A 15,866-nucleotide genomic window follows, 5' to 3' on the forward strand; every position below is an offset into this window, starting at 1 on the left:
GAATCGATGAGGAGGACAACGCTTGTATACGATTGGTTATGATTTCGGCGACACGCTCGTCGCTTTGGGTGAGCTGCGGTTTGCCGTCCGATTATACACGGAATCGAATGTCTACGCTCCCGATCCCGATCGCGTCGCGATCACCGGGGACGAGCGCCGAACCGTGATGAGGGCGGACGGCTTGTGCTGGGCGGGCAATCAACGGAAGGCGGACGGGGAAATCGAGCTGGAAATCGTTCGCGGCCGGGACGGACGCTATATCGTTAGCGCCAGGGGCAAGCATGGCGGCGAAGTCTGCAAATCGATGATGGTTGAGGTGTTCGGCATCGATATCGCGGCGTTGACCTACGACCAGGATAAGAGGGAGGCCATCGGATCCCATCGTGCCATTCGTGCGAAACGGTATCCCGGCTTCGGCATGAAGATGCCGCTTGTCTTCGCGGAAGAAGCGTCGGGTGCCGAATGGTACGCCATGACCAAAGACGACCGGGTGAGAGGTAAAGGCTTTGCCGTTCATTACGATCCATATTTGGAGACGTACGCGCTTGATCTGGCTCATGAGGAAGACAAGCGGTTCCGGAACCAAGAGATCGTATCTCCGCCCTGGCATATCGGCCGATGCGCCGATCGGGCCGCCGTCATCGCCGAACGATGCCGAGATCTGGAGGACTGCTTTCATCTGGTGCCATTCGAGAGGCGTACCGACATTCCGGACTGGCTGGGCGGTATCCGTTTGATCGTGACGCTGCACGGCGAGCATTGGACAGGGCATGTATTCAACACGTTCGCCGATATGGAACGCGAGCTGGAATGGATCGTGGAGCGGATTCCCGGACGTGAGGTGCTCGCGTTTCTGCCGGCCTGGGACGGCCGCTATTATTATAATTATCCGCAATACGAGCCGAGTCCGTACATGGGCGGCGCGGAAGGATTCAAGCTTCTTATGGCCAAAGCCCGTCTCCTGGGCATCCGCGTTGTGCCCATGCTCGGAGCGAACGCGCTGAATTTGCGGTTCGCCGAACAGCTGGGCCTGCAGGATGCGGCCGTGCGCGACGAATGGGGCCACGAATGCCGGATCAACTGGGTGGACTGGGATTACGACCTTGCCGTCGAGAACGACAGCGTGCTCGCCAATATGGGTCATCCCGACTTTCGGCGGCATATGATCGAGCGAGCCAGTTATTTGGTGGACGAATACGGGGTCGACGGCATCTTTCTGGATATCTCGAGCTTCTGGGCGAACGATCCGCGGTATTCACCTTACGAGGGAACGATGGCGTGGGCGGACGAGATGAGAGCCCGCTACCCCGGCTTACTGCTGTTCGGTGAGAACAGCTACGATGCGTTATGGGGAACGTTCGGTTTGTTTCATGAAGCCGGAAGTCCTGGAGCGTACGAGCATGCGCTGTACCGATATACGAGGCAATCGCATTATCTGGCCCACCCGGCCCTGGGCCGGGGATCGGCCGGCGTGCACGAGTGGTCCTGGCGCTGGGCTGTCGGGCTGCCCGAAGGGGAGTTTCCGGAATTGATCCCGACGCTGTCTATCGTGTCGGATACGATCACGGAACATGCCGAGGCTGCGCAATCGGTCATCGAGCAAGCGAGGAAGTGGAAGCAGGCGCTGCCCGGCATCGCCGGCCGTTCCAGCCTGTAAGCGCAACAAACGAACAAGCGCCATCCCGTTGCACGAACGGGATGGCGCTTGTTTCTGTGGTTTATAAGTAATGCGGGCGGAGGTGGTGCATGTCTCGCGGGTTCATGTGGTCCGCATACATTCGATCGACGTCATGCAACGCTAAGCGGTGAGCAAGATATCGGTGCTCTCGTTTCTGGCAAAGGAACGGAATACCCGCACGGACTTACTTCGGACGTGATCAACCTCTGTAAAGCTTAACCGCGCCGGGTGCCTGCGCGCAGTACGGGCAACTGGCGCCGTCGCCCAAAGCCGTGAATCCGACCGAATCCGGCTTGATCTATCGAACTTTCAGCACGATGGCAACCCGTTCTCTCGATCCGATCGCGAACGAAGCCTTCGCTTCATGATCGGCTATTTTACGCAAAAGCGTTCTCTGACCGTTCACCGTCAACTCCATGTACAGAGGCACGGGGAGCGTGAACGCGATTTCGTTACGATACGCATACGAAGTGTCGTTATGCGCGACAATCTCTATCGTACCGGTGCGCCGGTTCCATAACAGCCTCTCGATAAAGCCTGCCGTCAGAGCGACTCTGCCACGACTTGAGCCGCCTTCCTTATCCGCAAGATGCCACGCGATCCGATTGCCCGCTCCGCTTACGGGTCGAACGTCGAGCATGCCGCTCTCCGCGTCATCGCGCGCATCGCATAAGTAACCTTGCAATGATTCCCCTGCCGGCTGGTATACATAGGCACCGAAGTCGGTCAGCGCCCCGAACAGTCCGAGACCGATATCACCGCTGAAGGCATGGAATCCGAAATTGGATGATTCCTGTTCCCAACAGTAGCTCATGCTCCCGGTCCCGTCGGCGTGGATTTTGCTGAAAGCTCCCAGCGTACCGCCGTGGATGGTGGACAGCGTCTCATGCCCGATCGGCAGCAGGCCGCGCTCCAGCGCTCGAAGGAGACCGCCGGAGTTGAGCGGAGACGTGTAATGATGGCAGCACTCGCTGAAGTCCCGCTCCGCGTCCCACCAGCGGATATCGCTTCCGTGCCACCACCAGACGGGCTGTTCGCCCCGGACGGCTAGCATGATCTTGGCGAGCCGTTCCATCCAGGCGGTATCGTCATAGGCATCGGCCATCGTCATAACCATCTCATAGCCGGTGTTGTCGTAGGCGCACTCGGAACCGAAAGGCACGTTGTGCTCGAACAGATTGCGTTGAAATTCATTTACGCGAAGCAGCAGCTCGTAATACTCCGGAACGTAGATATCCTCCATGGCGTGAAGCGTGCGGAACATGACCTCTCCCCCCATGTTACCGACGACAAGATCCATCTTCCGGGCCCGTTCGAACATCTTCATCAGCGTGGAGTAGGCCAGCAGCAAATACTCGTTCGAGTCGAATAATTCGGTCGCTTGATAGGTTTTGGCGATGACGTGCATGTAATAGTACAAATTCGCGACATGCATGTAATTGAAGGAACGGACCGAGTTGAAATTGCCGCACCACCAGAACACTTCATTCGTCTCGGGGTTCTGCAAATAGCGCCGCACGTAGTCGCGGACATAGGCTTCAAGGACCGCGATCTCACCCGGCTCCGGGTCGGCCGCGTTCTTGATCGCCAGGAACATCGCTTCGGTAATGCCGCCCTCGTAGGAGCCGCTGCCCCAGATATCGTCTTCCTGAGCGAGTATGCCCTGGGGATAGGGCCGGTTGCCGATGAATTCCCGCCGGCTGTAGCACAGAATCGCGCCGTTCAGCGCGTCGCCTTCCTTGCGGTAAACCTGATGGCGGGCGATAAAGTCCGCGCGTCTGCGAACGAGCTCCTTCACGGGCTCGGTAATGTGGACGAGGACCGGAGCAGAGCCGCCTTCGGCATTACGGATCGTTATTTCATACTCGCCCGGCTCGCGGAATTCCAGCCTGAACGTATGCCGGTCGCCACTGCTGCCTGTGAGAACGGCCGAGTAGCGGTCCGAGGATTCCAGCGAGACGGTGGATCTCGACCGGACGAGCAGCGTGAAAGGGCTGTCGATCGGCGATACCATCGCCGGAATGGCGGTCACGGCAAGCTTTCCGCGTTCGACCAGGAGGGAGCGAAAGCTTTCCATGCCGTCGGTCATGCCGATCTCGATCAGATAGGACGCTTCTTCTCCGGGAAGGAGCAGCCGGCTTGTAGCGGAACCGCGTCCCATGATTTCTTGGTAGCCGTTCCTCTCCAAATATCCCTTTGCATGCAAATAAATGACGCTGCTGCCCGGCCAGGAATGATTGGGGATGCCTTCCCTGACAAGGGAAGTCGTTCCGGGGAGATGCGCGGCATGCTCGAAAGAAGTTTCTTTTAACGGGATGGCGTACGCAAGCGGGGCATCACCGTTTAAACGCTGCATAATCTGGTAGCCTGAGGTGCCGCCGGGATAAATATGCTCGTAAACTCTCTTCTCGTACATGTAAGAAGGCCTGTAGCGAAAATCCGTATAGTTGTTGTTCACGGGCACAGAAACGGCCAATTCATCGATGCGCAACGCGGAGGAGGAAGGATTGGAGAGGATAATTTCCATATAGAGCAGATCATCCGATTGCCGAAAAGACTTGTGTACGGTAAAGCCGCCGAGATCGCTCGCATAATCGTCCGACTCGCCAACGGGACGGAAATCCAGCCATCGCGATTCTGAAGCGCCTGAAGCCAGGGACGATTGCTCCTGCCGGTAGGTTACAAACACGGAGCCATAGCCCGGAACCGGCATGGAACGGTCACGATCGTCGACGACACCGAGCTCCGTCGGACTAGCTACGAAATTGCAGGAATCATCGCCGGCATGGACGCCGAAGTAATACAGATTGCCTGTAGTCCGGTCGATCAGGTGGGCGTTTAGGTTAAGGGGGATCATGAAAAATCTCCTTCTCTCTTGGATTTCTAAGGTTCGAGTCCAAGATATCACCTTAGCCGTTTGCCCGTCAGTGTACGGCCGAACAGAATAGGTGGACGATTCCGACCGTATTTACCGGATGTTCATATGCGTGCGGTAATAGGCGCTGCGATATTCGCTGGGCGTCAAGTTTTCGTGCTTTTTGAACAGCTTCATGAAGTATTTCTCGTCCTGAAAGCCGAGGGCATAGGCGATTTCCTTGATGCTAAGCGAGGTCTGATACAGCATTGCCTTCGCCTTCGAAACTTTCAGACGGTGAATGTATTCCTGCATGTTCATTCCCGTTTTCAGCTTGAACAGGCGGGTCAAGTAGTCCTTGTTGTATTTGAATTCCAGCGCCACGTCCTGCACGGAGATGTTTTTGTCGGAATGGATCCGGATCCATTCCAGCATTTTATTCAGCTTTTTGTCCGCCGTATCCAGCAGCGCTTCGTTTCCCCCAAGGGCATTATAGTCGGCCATCGTCTGTTCGGACAGCTCGATCAATAGGGAAGTGACCGCGTAATCCATCCCATGTCGGGTCGTATAACGGGATTCCATAATATGAAGCAGCTGGTGGAATAAAATATGAATCCTCTCCATCTCCGGAGGCGAAGAATGAAGCTGGATATAGGCGTACGCGCCTAATTCGTTAAAATACGGATTCGCGTTCAGACGGTGCAGATCTGCCTGGAATTCTTTCTCGTCCAAGAGGGAATAGTCGGTTTGGCAATAAAAGTGAAGCCAGTGGAACGAGCAGTTCTTATCGGAGTAAGCATAGCCTCGATGGGAGGAATTCGGCGGAATGATCAGCGTTTGCTTCGGTCTCATCACGTACTTGCCGCCGTCGATATCCATATAGACGGCATCGCGAATGCCAATCATAATCTCGAAGCTGTTATTCGTCCGCTGCTGGTGAATCCACTGACGGTCGGCGGTAAAGCTGCCCGCGGACGCGAACATGACCGGCTGTTCAATGCTAAGCTTGACGATTTTCAAGGCGATTCTCAACTCCCGCAAAGGATTTCGACTAATTCAGTTTATATTATTATAAAAAGAATGTCGTCTAATAAATTGATAGGTCGATATTGGAACAACAGGAAAAGGCAGTTATCTCATTTCTTATGCATAACCTGTGGGATCGGGCAGGTGAAATGAATGCCCATGAGTCAGAGGACGCTTTTGTGCCGAACTTTCCTGTGTTCAAGCGAGAACCCAAGGTCCGTCACCTTGCGAAACTTCCGCCGTATGAACAGCTACAAGCCGAGATGGACGTCTTCTACAAGTCGGTGTATGCCATTATCGGTCGCGATGTACCGGCTCGTCTTCACCGGCAACTGAAGTTCGTATCCGGCTATAACATGCGGATGATGTGCCTCCGGCACGCCTTGGAACAAGGGCACTTTTTATTGCCAGTGGAATCAGAGAAGAGCACGATTGCCATGTTCATGATGATCGGCTAGTAACGGCAGTCCGCTCCTCACCTGTCCGTTGAGATAACGGAGAACATTAGCACAACAGGCTGACACGTTGTTTAAAGGGGATAATCTTATGACTGACTATGTTGTTCAGCTTCGTCCTATTACTGAAGAGAACGAGTATGAGTGTATTCATCTAAACCCGAAGAAGGAGCAGCAAGAACTGGTAGCACCAAATTCCGATTCTCTAATACACGCTGTGAAGGAACCCACATCCAAGCCTTATGGTATTTATGCCAACGATACAATGGTTGGCTTCCTACTTTTTGACAATGAAATATATAAGGACGTTGAGCTAACGGGCAGCATAGTTGAGAGAGGTATATCACTGTTGGAATATGAGATTAAAACTCGTGAAAGTTATGCTTGACAATATAAAGGATATTATTCAAAGTTACTGGTATTAGGTTGAAAATCACGAAGCGAGGAAAGGTGAAATACTCTGAAAGCGAATCGAATGGAAGCGTTCAGCGATGGTGTGTTGGCGATCATCATTACGATCATGGTGTTGGAATTTAAAGTGCCGGAAGGCCATGACTGGTATGCACTGATCGAACTCGGCCCAAAGATTCTTAGCTACATCTTTAGTTTTGTATATGTCGGCATCTACTGGAACAATCATCATCATCTGCTGCACATGGTTCGAACAATGAACGGGCGGTTGATGTGGCTCAACTTGCTGCTTCTCTTCTGGTTATCCCTTGTGCCGTTCACGACAGCTTGGATGGGGGAAAGCCATTTTGCAGCCACGCCAACGGCATTGTACGGTATTATTTTACTACTCGCGGCGCTTTCATACTGGCTGCTTCAGCGCGCGATTATTAACCAGCATTCTGGTGATTCCTCATTTGTTCTGTCGATGGGCAAAGACTGGAAGGGCAAATTATCTCCCTTGCTCTACTTGATCGCGGCCTTGACCGCATATGCGAGTCCTTGGATATCCGGCTTCTTTTTCGTACTTGTTGCCATGATCTGGTTCTTGCCTGATAAGCGAATCGAGCACGCCCTGCGAGGCCGAGGCCGCTAAGTTGGTAAAGAGGGGGATATCACTTCGATGGCAATGAAATTTGAGCAAGATGGATTCGACTCGGCTCTGTTCACCACAGCAGGAGTGGCCGCGAATCATGCAATCGGCTGTATCCGTACAAGCGGACGCGTCGCATATCCTCATGGGATACGCCCTGAATTACGGATATCCTCAGGAATCAGAGCACTCTTAAGAGTTTAATGTTGAGCTCTCGGGGGACGATAGCTTCATACACTACAACAGGAGGCTGGCCGCATGATCGATCGGCAGCATTGTTGAACTAACGGGAAACGTTAGTTCAATGCACCATGGAGCAGTCTGCACCTTACAGCTGCTCCATTTTTCATTACGCTAACGGGCAGTAATCCAAAATATTATAATAATTAACACTGTCTTCATTATGGGATGAATCTGAACGTATCTATTTCAGTTTTTTGGATGCCGCACGTATATCTGGGCACGTGAATATATTATGTATAGTTTCAATTATCCAATCCAGAAGGTGGGATACAGTGCCAACCGACAGCGCCATAGCCGCCCTTAGTTCTCCTTCTTTGAATTTATCTTTCGACTTAAGTACAGCACCATTATTCCAGCAAAACGCTCAAAACTTCATTCTTCAGCAATTCGCTAAGCAGTTACCCGTAATGCAAAACCTAGGCCTACTCGACGTTTATCTGAGTAACGGCCATAGCGTAGAGCCCCATTGGCACCCTAACGCATCCGAACTTCAATACGTAGTACAAGGAGAAGTTGCCGTCTCCATTCTTAATCCATTTTCCCGGCAAATCCTTAGTTACCGCGTCAAGCCCCCCCAGACGGTGTATATCCCGATGGGTTGGTGGCATTGGCAAACCGCGACGATGGATAACACCCACTTTGTGTCTGCTTTCGATAATAATGCCACGCAGGTCGTATTCGGGTCTGACATCCTTAGAATGACACCTCCCGAGGTGTTCCAGATGATCTATGGCGTGAATGCGACCCAGCTTGCTGATGTGCTCAAGCCTATCGACCAAACAGTAGTCATAGGTCCGCCTGCTTCAAGAGATATTGAATGGAGGATAGGCACGCAAGCATTCCTGAATCAGTCTTCGTAAACAAAAGGCCGAGATGCAACTTGTTACAGGGTTCCCGGCCCTGATCTTGCTTAGAGTTGAAGAATACAGCTTTCCTTGTGGATTAACTCGTTTTGAATAATGTTCATTAGTACCATATCTATGACCAGGGTTTGAACTAACGGGAAACGATAGCTTAATAAATAACTACGCGGCTGCTGGCATGGATCGGCGGCCGCGTTGCGCTTACGGGTACATATCCAGATGGAAATGAAGTCGTGTTTGTCATGTTTCTATTCAATGTAATAGCTGAATTAGAAGGAAAAATAGCAAAGGATGGGATGACTTTAAACTTTGAGGATAGTGAAAATGAATCATTGCAATTAATATTTAAGAGCCTTGCTGACATAGACATCGACTCAATTAATTTAGTACAAAAGCCTGTTTTTATTGATTTAAAGGAACATAAAGATGGAATTCTAAAAACTTGATTTGTGAACAGCTTAGACTAACGGGATACGATAGCTCAATATAAAAGGAATCAACGGCAGCCGAATGTACGGTTGCCGTTCTCAACTAACGGGCAGGATAGTTGAATCGTTCCTCGAATATTTTATCAGTTGGATAATTTAATGAAATTTGTTGAAATAAGGTTGTCCGAATGAAACGCAAATCTTATAGATAAGGGTGATTCATGTGAAGCAAGGACTCATTGTGTTTTTGAACGGAACGTCAAGTTCTGGAAAGACCTCCATATCGACTGAAATGATAAATCAGAAAGAAATTCCTTTTTATCATTTATCAATTGATGATTTTTTCAATAATTACAATGATTTTGTTAATAATAAATTTCCAGATGAACCTCCAAGAGGAATAGATCATCAAGTTGTCTCACAAATAGTTGATCATTCCATATGCTCAGTGTACCATTCGACAATTAAATTGTTATCAGAACTGGGTTTTAATGTAATAGTAGATACCATAATCGCAAATGACAAGTACTTTAATGATTTCTATGATTTACTTGTTGATCATCCTATATTGTTTGTAGGCATACGATGCTCGAAAGAAGAACTCACAAGAAGAGAGCAGAGCAGGGGAGATCGATTAATTGGACTAGCACATTCCCAGTTCGACAGAGTATATTCCTATAATGAATATGATCTTGAAGTAAATACGGAAAAGTTGAGTCCAACCGAATGTGTCGATAAAATATTAAGTTTTGTTAAGTCCGATCAGGGTTACTCTGCATTTAAGAAATTAAGTAAAAGAGAGATTAGTGTTTCATAGTAGGCAAATCCATCAGATAACAACATATTCAAGCATTGGGGCTATTGCCCCTCGGTCTGCCCACAAGATTTCGGAATTAAGCTAACGGGATACGTTAGTTCAAAAGTCAAGCAGATTAAAACCTCTGCTTAGAAGCAAACTAGATTTAATAGCTTCTAAAGGGAGGTTTTGTTATGAACTTGAGTGAGTTGTGGCGGTTGTACGAGGCTGACAAACATATTCAAGGATTTAGTCCGAAAACATTAAAAGCTTACGTCCTCCAGCACAAAATGCTGATGTTGGAACTTGGCGATCTCGAAATATCAGAGATAACGTTAACAATGCTGAAGGAGTACTTGAATAAACAAGCAGATCGGTTAAAGCCTAGCAGTCTAGGGCATCGAATTCGTTTTATTCGTTCGCTTTTACGCTACGCTTATGAAGAGACGTACCTGAGTTCAAATCCCTCTCTAAAATTAAGAGAACCAAAATTGGAAAAGCGTATTCCTAAGTTTTTGATCGAAGAAGATGTTATTAACTTAAAGATTTCTTGTCAGTCACTTAGGGAACGAGCGCTGCTTGAGTTTCTCTACTGTACCGGCTGCCGAGTTGGTGAAGTGGAGAAGATAAACATCGAGGATCTCAACTGGGAAAACCGTTCTGCAATAGTTAATGGCAAGGGCTCAAAGCAGAGAGAAGTTTATTTTACGACGGAGTGCAAAGTATGGTTAAAGAAGTACCTGGCCAGCCGTGCTGACTCCTGTAAAGCCTTATTCGTAACCGATACACTTCCCACTAAACGAATGGCTATACCTACGATCAGATGGGCTCTGAAAAGGCTTGCAAATCGGGGAGAAATCGAAGCAAATGTTTATCCTCATCGCTTTAGACATACCTATGCGTGCCAACTACTTGATAACGGTGCACTACTAGATTTCATCCAAGGTATGATGGGGCATGAAAAGGCATCAACCACGCAAATCTATGCTCAGCTCCGCGGCGAGCGTCGAAGAGAACTTTATCGGCAATTTTTTTAGCACAGAACAGCGGTGGATTCGCCTTCAAAGATCCGCCGCTATTCAACTATAAGGCGGATTAGTCCAATAATGTTAAAGGGATTAGGTTTCTGTATCTCGAATGGATAGCATCAGATATATTGAATCATGCATTTACAATATGATTTGAGGTGTGCTGCGTCGTGATCAAACATAGTAGCATAGTTAACGGAGATATCCTAAAAGAATTTAAAGACATAATGGGTATTAATTTAATGAATAATGCGGCTAATACATGCACAATTGAGCAGCACTTGTCTATTGCGAGTGTTTTTTGGCCGGAAATAATTGAAATAGACGACTACATATTTATATCTAACTTTTTCAATGGTAAAGAAAGTCTAAATGAAATCAAGGAGAGATTCAATTACGATAGAAGACAAGTAGAGAAATGGGTAAACAGTTGGTCTATCGGAGATTTTTTCTTAATGTCTTCGGATGAATCGGTTCGAAACGAAATTATTTTCATGGAGTTTGCAAGGGTTCTTAAGTCTGTATGGGAAATCAGGTTAAAACTTTTATTTCCTGAACGTAAAATAGTTGTTGAACTAGATTATGGATTAATGGGCGAGTCAGGTTTAACGATTGTAGTTTACCAAGAACAAATGTAAATATTCACCTACTACCTTTATGACATGGGTAATTATATTTATTTTTTCATTAAGCTCCCTCGGTACGATTTAGTTATCTCACAAATGCTCGCTTATTCGCAGGATTTCACCCTTACTAGAATTACAGAAGAGTGTAAGAGAACCCTTGTAGTAGACCAGGACAACATGAAGGCGTGAGGAAATAGAGGGGAGATCGCTACCCCATATTCTTCCATATACTGCACGCTTTCTCCACGCCGCCCCTGGAGGTTTTCACTCCCATGTCTCAACGGGTCTTTGCCCTCTCATTCCTTCGTTACGCCTGTCCAAGGGGTGGAGGCCGGTCTTGCTAACGGTACGGGTCGGTGCCCTTTGGTTTAATACATCCGGTACTCCGTGCTTTCTTTTGAAATCCCGCGAATAAGCCAAAACTCGTGCAACGAAACGGTAGGTTCTGTTTATGCAGCTACTTGCATGGGGAATGTCTTTTGTGGATTGTAGACTTCGCCACGCCGAGCCATTCCAACCAGTATGCGAGCAAGTTTCCCACATAGTTTCATAATGGACCTCATTTTCCTCATCTTCTTCACCTGTACATTGTGTGTATGCATAGCTTGGAATTCCGGATTGTTCATCACCAAACTCATGGTCATCATGAAGATGAAACGACGAAGGCGAGCTCTCCCACGTTTGCTAATCTTCATCTGTCCGGTCCATTTGCCAGAGCTTGCTTCTGCGAGGTTGAGTCCAGCATGACGCAGCAGGGCATTGCCGTGAACAAATCCGCTTAAATCCCCAGCCTCACCTAGAATACCAGCAAGTGAAATGGCGCTGATCCCTTTGACAGCAAGCATAGATTTAGCAAAAGGAATGCGATCTAACACGGCAATGATTTCTGTCTCGACCGTTTGGAGCTGTCGACTAGCAAGGTCGTACTCATCAAGTAACTGTTTCAAGTGAAGCTTGTAAGCTTGCGTGGCTTGTTTAGAACCAACAGAGCTGTTAGCAAGCGCGATAAGAGCACGAGCTTTTCGTTCTCCAGAGTGACGTTTCATCAGCGATTTCCAGCCTGCAATGATGTCTTGGGGCTGTAATTTCCGGAGCTCTTCAGGTGTAGGGAAAAGACGAAGCGTGGCCAACGAACCCGTGCACATGAGGCTCTTAAAGACCTGACGCAGCTCCGGGAAAACAACGTCAACCCAACGATGGATTTGGTTCTTTGCGCTAACGAGCCTCGTCACGACAGAGTCGCGGTTTGAGAGAAAGACACGTAGTTCTTCAAAGGCTTCTGGCGTATTGCGAATGAATGAGTAGTAGCCGTTCTTGACCATGTCGGCAATGACTAGAGCATCCTTTTTGTCGCTCTTGGATGGCGTATTGTCGCGGTTTTCCTTATTCTTTTTTACAAGATGAGGATTGACGAGAACCACTTCGAATTGACGCTCGGAGAGCCACCTAGAGACGTTAAGCCAGTAATGACCGGTTGGTTCCATACCAACAATATCCGCGTTAAGGTCGTTCGCGGCTTGCAGGGAACGGATCCAACTTAGAAGATTTTGAAATCCTTCTTCATCATTTGAAAAGGATAATGGATGACCGATGACGATTCCACGAAAGTTAACAGCACGCGCGACATGCGTTTGTTGGGCGATGTCGATCCCGACGACGAGGTGCTGAGCAGTAATTTTTTCAATGAGTTGATTTTGTTTGTCCTGCGGTTTAAACTTCATAGTAGAGCGTCCTCCTGGATGATGGGATTTTAAAGGGCTATGACCCGTTGCGTACTCCCATCGTACCGAGGCGCTTTTCTTTTTGCAAAGACGGAATTAATCCATCTACAGGAATGCTAACGGGGAACGATAGTTCAACCATGGAGCAGTCTGCACCTTGCAGCTGCTCCATTTTTCATTACGCTAACGGGCAGAATAACGCAACAATGACTTACTTAATACCGTTTAATTATTAAAGCTTGATATACCCGAAGTAAGAAAGGGGGGGATTTTCATGAAGAAGATAGCCTTGGTGTCACTCCTACTTCTCTTGGCTTTTTCGATATTGGCCACGGGTTGTGGAAGTGAGGACTCCAATTTTCCAAAGGTAACAGAGCCATATCATTCTGACCAAGCGATTAAAAATGGAGATGTAGTAAATGTACATGGAAAGTATTCTAATATTGAAAAGTGGCAAACGTTCTTAAAAAATCTTGAGAGTAATAATCCTGATAAAGTTCGAATAACTCAGTATACAATCGAAGGAAATCCCATCTTTTATGAGCTTTCATATAACGGGAAGCTGATAAGCTATACATTCGATAACTCCATGGATGCATTTGGTTCAGATTTAAACAGACCAAGTACTAACTGTAAAGGGTTTGATTTAAAGAAAATGGAAGATGGACGAGATGGTTTTGTGCTTCGAGGATGTGACAATACCAAAATTGGAGATACCTTTTGGTTTGAAAAGAGCTCGATAAACTAACTGTGAATGTTTAGCGTATTAACTTTGAATAACACTTCGTGGTTCAGAAGAAAATATCTATTATGTTACATAGTAAAAAGACCAGGCGCAAACCTGGTCTTTTTGTTTCAATACCCATTAAGTTATGATACAAAACACCCGAAAGAAAATATTTGAGGTTAATGATAAAGAAATTACTTACATAATTTGGTTCCGTTTTCGTCAATAACGGAACCGTCAAGATAGGCTGAACCGATGCTGGTATTGGTAGTAACAGACGGACTAACACTCGCCAAAGTAGTAGAAGTCCCAGCAGCATTAACAGTTACAGGTACAATTTGAGTATTAAATGTAAAACCGACTTGTGCTGTCGCTGTCAAAAAGTACGTGTGTGCTCCTTTAGGAGCGTTAATGTCTGTACACGAAGCAGAGGTCGTTGCCGTAATAGTACTTACAAAAGGAATAGGAAGAGTAGCAGTTGGTGTAATGGTTACCCTGGCGTCTAATATGTTAGATCTGAAATCATTAGTTTGACACACAAGGGTTCCACTACCAATAGCATCACGCCATAGTTTGAAAATAATCGAATGTATGTGGAATAACGGTACATTCATATCTATTCTTGTTGCTGGAACCGCACCAAAAGTATTAATGTTAATAGTACCACTTAAGTCGATATTCCAATCTACTTTTGCCTTTAGATTTATACGGTCATCTGTATGAATTTCTTTCAATGTTATTCGTGCAATTTCCGTTTCAATTAAGATAGGCAGAAGTGTAGAAGGGGAAACATTAGGAGTGATATTTTCAACAAAGTCAAAGTATTTAAGCAAACATTTTTGATTGCTGCCTGGTGTACAACAGCAGTCACATTTTTTATTGTGATCTTTTTTATTGTGATCTTTTTTACAGCAATCTTTTTTACAGTCTTTATTGCAATTACCCAAATTAAACCCACCTTTCTTATGTTCCTTACGATGGTCTTTCCCATCTTTTATAGTAGATTTCCCTACATTTTCGATAGGGGGTAGCGTCCCGAAAATGCGGAATTACAACGGTAAGCTGTTTCAGCGTTAAAAATGAAGGATTTAACAACGATAAGACTTTTGAGACAAGTCATACGAGACACTAGCAAGCTTTATTTGACGCAAAATCGGTTAAGTCTCATGGGGAATCCTGACGCTACTCCTATATTCTATGAATATACTAGACTAGCTGCCTGTGCTAAGTTCGACATGACAAAATTCAAACATGTGTCCCGAGCGCAAGACTAGCGTGGAGTCGAGTTCTGGTGGCTAATCATGCTATTTTACCAGCTGTTTCCATTCTTGAACTAACGGGAACGATAGTTAAACGAAACAATGAGCAGTTTGCCGCGGCAGCTGCTCCTTATTTTATTAAGCTAAATGGCAGATTAGCGGAGTACAGATATTTCTTCTTCTGCTCATTAGTGAGATAATCGGAGGAAAAGGAGTGATTTCAATGGATTGTTGCTCACCCTCAAGTAACACACAAGAGGTTAATATAAATTGTCCTTCATGCGGCGAAAAGGGGAGGAACGTGCAACTTATCACGCTCAAGTCATTGCTTAAAGCTAGCGCTTTAGAAACCATTGAACCTGAGAACACTTACGTATTTTGTTCGAGCCCTAATTGCTCTACCGTATATTTTAGTGGGAACCACTCTCAAACATTCTCCGAGAGTGACCTAAAGGTACCTGTGTACCAGAAGAACTTAGGCTTTGATGTACCTGTGTGTTATTGCTTTGGCTGGACGCGAGAACGCCTCATCCAAGCGGCAGGAACCGACCAAAAACCTGCCGCCCAAATCAAAGTTCACGTTCAGGCGGGGCGATGTGGATGTGAGATAAACAATCCCCAAGGGGCATGTTGCTTAGGGAATGTGAATGCTTTTGTACGGGGTATCAAAGAGGTGTAAGCTGTCACTACACATCACTTGGGGGTGTATACATGGCAAAAAAGAGTAAGTCAGAGGAACGAATGGAGCGCATGAAGCATCATATTCTAGTTTGCCGTGGACCGAGTTGCTCTCAAGCCTCCTCTGAAGATGTATTGATAGCGATGCGTAAACATATAAAAAATGAAAACCTTGATGAAACAGTGCGAATTACCGTTACAGACTGCATGTTGCGCTGCTCTCAATCTCCGACAGTTGTTGTCTATCCTGATGGAGTATGGTATCAGAAGATGACCATTGAGTCTGCGGAGAAAATTATAAAGGAGCATCTGTTAAGGGAAGAGATTGTGGTGGAGAAGGCTCAATATCGGTTAGTCGATGGGAAATTCGTGCTTTGCAAAGTGAGAAAAGGTATTAGCAAATAATGTTAAACTAACTGGATACGTTAGCTTAATAAAAAAC

16 protein-coding genes are annotated in these 15,866 nt (G+C 47.1%); 12 read left to right on the top strand and 4 right to left on the bottom strand.

Annotated elements, in window-relative coordinates; genetic code table 11:
- The first annotated feature begins 22 nt into the window (after positions 1-22).
- Positions 23-1,657 carry an alpha-amylase family protein gene (locus tag L1F29_RS17845; protein ID WP_258383415.1) on the top strand — a complete coding sequence of 545 codons (1,635 nt, stop codon included), beginning with the start codon at positions 23-25 and terminating at the stop codon, positions 1,655-1,657.
- Positions 1,658-1,976: 319 nt separating this feature from the next.
- On the opposite strand, the gene L1F29_RS17850 is transcribed toward L1F29_RS17845, so the two are convergent.
- On the bottom strand, positions 1,977-4,535 hold the full coding sequence (locus tag L1F29_RS17850) for a DUF5695 domain-containing protein (RefSeq protein WP_258383416.1): 2,559 nt from the start codon (positions 4,533-4,535) through the stop codon (positions 1,977-1,979).
- 111 nt (positions 4,536-4,646) lie between these two features.
- The gene (locus L1F29_RS17855; RefSeq protein WP_258383417.1) at positions 4,647-5,552 is read right to left on the bottom strand and encodes an AraC family transcriptional regulator; all 906 of its coding nucleotides are present in this window, start codon (positions 5,550-5,552) and stop codon (positions 4,647-4,649) included.
- An 89-nt stretch (positions 5,553-5,641) separates the two neighbouring features.
- Between L1F29_RS17855 and L1F29_RS17860 the strand changes: the two genes are divergently transcribed.
- From L1F29_RS17860 to L1F29_RS17895, 8 genes are all read left to right on the top strand, one after another.
- Positions 5,642-6,016 (top strand): hypothetical protein, encoded by a 375-nt coding sequence (locus L1F29_RS17860; RefSeq protein WP_258383418.1) that lies wholly within the window; start codon positions 5,642-5,644, stop codon positions 6,014-6,016.
- An 88-nt stretch (positions 6,017-6,104) separates the two neighbouring features.
- Positions 6,105-6,401: a hypothetical protein gene (locus L1F29_RS17865; RefSeq protein ID WP_258383419.1), complete on the top strand. Its 297-nt coding sequence runs from the start codon at positions 6,105-6,107 to the stop codon at positions 6,399-6,401.
- Between the two features lie 72 nt (positions 6,402-6,473).
- The gene (locus L1F29_RS17870; RefSeq protein WP_258389723.1) at positions 6,474-7,058 is read left to right on the top strand and encodes a TMEM175 family protein; all 585 of its coding nucleotides are present in this window, start codon (positions 6,474-6,476) and stop codon (positions 7,056-7,058) included.
- A 512-nt stretch (positions 7,059-7,570) separates the two neighbouring features.
- Positions 7,571-8,158, top strand: a complete 588-nt coding sequence (locus tag L1F29_RS17875; protein WP_258383420.1) for a cupin domain-containing protein — start codon at positions 7,571-7,573, stop codon at positions 8,156-8,158.
- A gap of 236 nt (positions 8,159-8,394) precedes the next feature.
- Positions 8,395-8,607 carry a hypothetical protein gene (locus tag L1F29_RS17880; protein WP_258383421.1) on the top strand — a complete coding sequence of 71 codons (213 nt, stop codon included), beginning with the start codon at positions 8,395-8,397 and terminating at the stop codon, positions 8,605-8,607.
- A 205-nt stretch (positions 8,608-8,812) separates the two neighbouring features.
- Positions 8,813-9,406, top strand: coding sequence for a chloramphenicol phosphotransferase CPT family protein (locus L1F29_RS17885; RefSeq protein ID WP_258383422.1), 594 nt, complete (start codon positions 8,813-8,815; stop codon positions 9,404-9,406).
- A 173-nt stretch (positions 9,407-9,579) separates the two neighbouring features.
- On the top strand, positions 9,580-10,422 hold the full coding sequence (locus L1F29_RS17890; protein ID WP_258383423.1) for a tyrosine-type recombinase/integrase: 843 nt from the start codon (positions 9,580-9,582) through the stop codon (positions 10,420-10,422).
- 161 nt (positions 10,423-10,583) lie between these two features.
- Positions 10,584-11,051 carry a hypothetical protein gene (locus tag L1F29_RS17895; protein ID WP_258383424.1) on the top strand — a complete coding sequence of 156 codons (468 nt, stop codon included), beginning with the start codon at positions 10,584-10,586 and terminating at the stop codon, positions 11,049-11,051.
- 437 nt (positions 11,052-11,488) lie between these two features.
- On the opposite strand, the gene L1F29_RS17900 is transcribed toward L1F29_RS17895, so the two are convergent.
- Positions 11,489-12,760, bottom strand: coding sequence for an IS110 family RNA-guided transposase (locus L1F29_RS17900; protein WP_258383425.1), 1,272 nt, complete (start codon positions 12,758-12,760; stop codon positions 11,489-11,491).
- A 274-nt stretch (positions 12,761-13,034) separates the two neighbouring features.
- On the opposite strand from L1F29_RS17900, the gene L1F29_RS17905 reads away from it, so the two are divergent.
- Positions 13,035-13,508 carry a DUF4362 domain-containing protein gene (locus tag L1F29_RS17905; RefSeq protein WP_258383426.1) on the top strand — a complete coding sequence of 158 codons (474 nt, stop codon included), beginning with the start codon at positions 13,035-13,037 and terminating at the stop codon, positions 13,506-13,508.
- 173 nt (positions 13,509-13,681) lie between these two features.
- Here L1F29_RS17905 and L1F29_RS17910 read toward each other — a convergent pair whose 3' ends face one another.
- On the bottom strand, positions 13,682-14,434 hold the full coding sequence (locus tag L1F29_RS17910) for a hypothetical protein (protein ID WP_258383427.1): 753 nt from the start codon (positions 14,432-14,434) through the stop codon (positions 13,682-13,684).
- Positions 14,435-14,969: 535 nt separating this feature from the next.
- Between L1F29_RS17910 and L1F29_RS17915 the strand changes: the two genes are divergently transcribed.
- Together L1F29_RS17915 and L1F29_RS17920 are read left to right on the top strand one after the other, a co-directional pair.
- Positions 14,970-15,425 carry a putative iron-sulfur cluster-binding metallochaperone gene (locus L1F29_RS17915; RefSeq protein WP_258389724.1) on the top strand — a complete coding sequence of 152 codons (456 nt, stop codon included), beginning with the start codon at positions 14,970-14,972 and terminating at the stop codon, positions 15,423-15,425.
- A gap of 32 nt (positions 15,426-15,457) precedes the next feature.
- The gene (locus L1F29_RS17920; RefSeq protein ID WP_258383428.1) at positions 15,458-15,829 is read left to right on the top strand and encodes a (2Fe-2S) ferredoxin domain-containing protein; all 372 of its coding nucleotides are present in this window, start codon (positions 15,458-15,460) and stop codon (positions 15,827-15,829) included.
- The last annotated feature ends 37 nt before the right edge of the window (positions 15,830-15,866 follow it).

Source organism: Paenibacillus spongiae (assembly GCF_024734895.1).
Lineage (GTDB): Bacteria > Bacillota > Bacilli > Paenibacillales > Paenibacillaceae > Paenibacillus_Z > Paenibacillus_Z spongiae.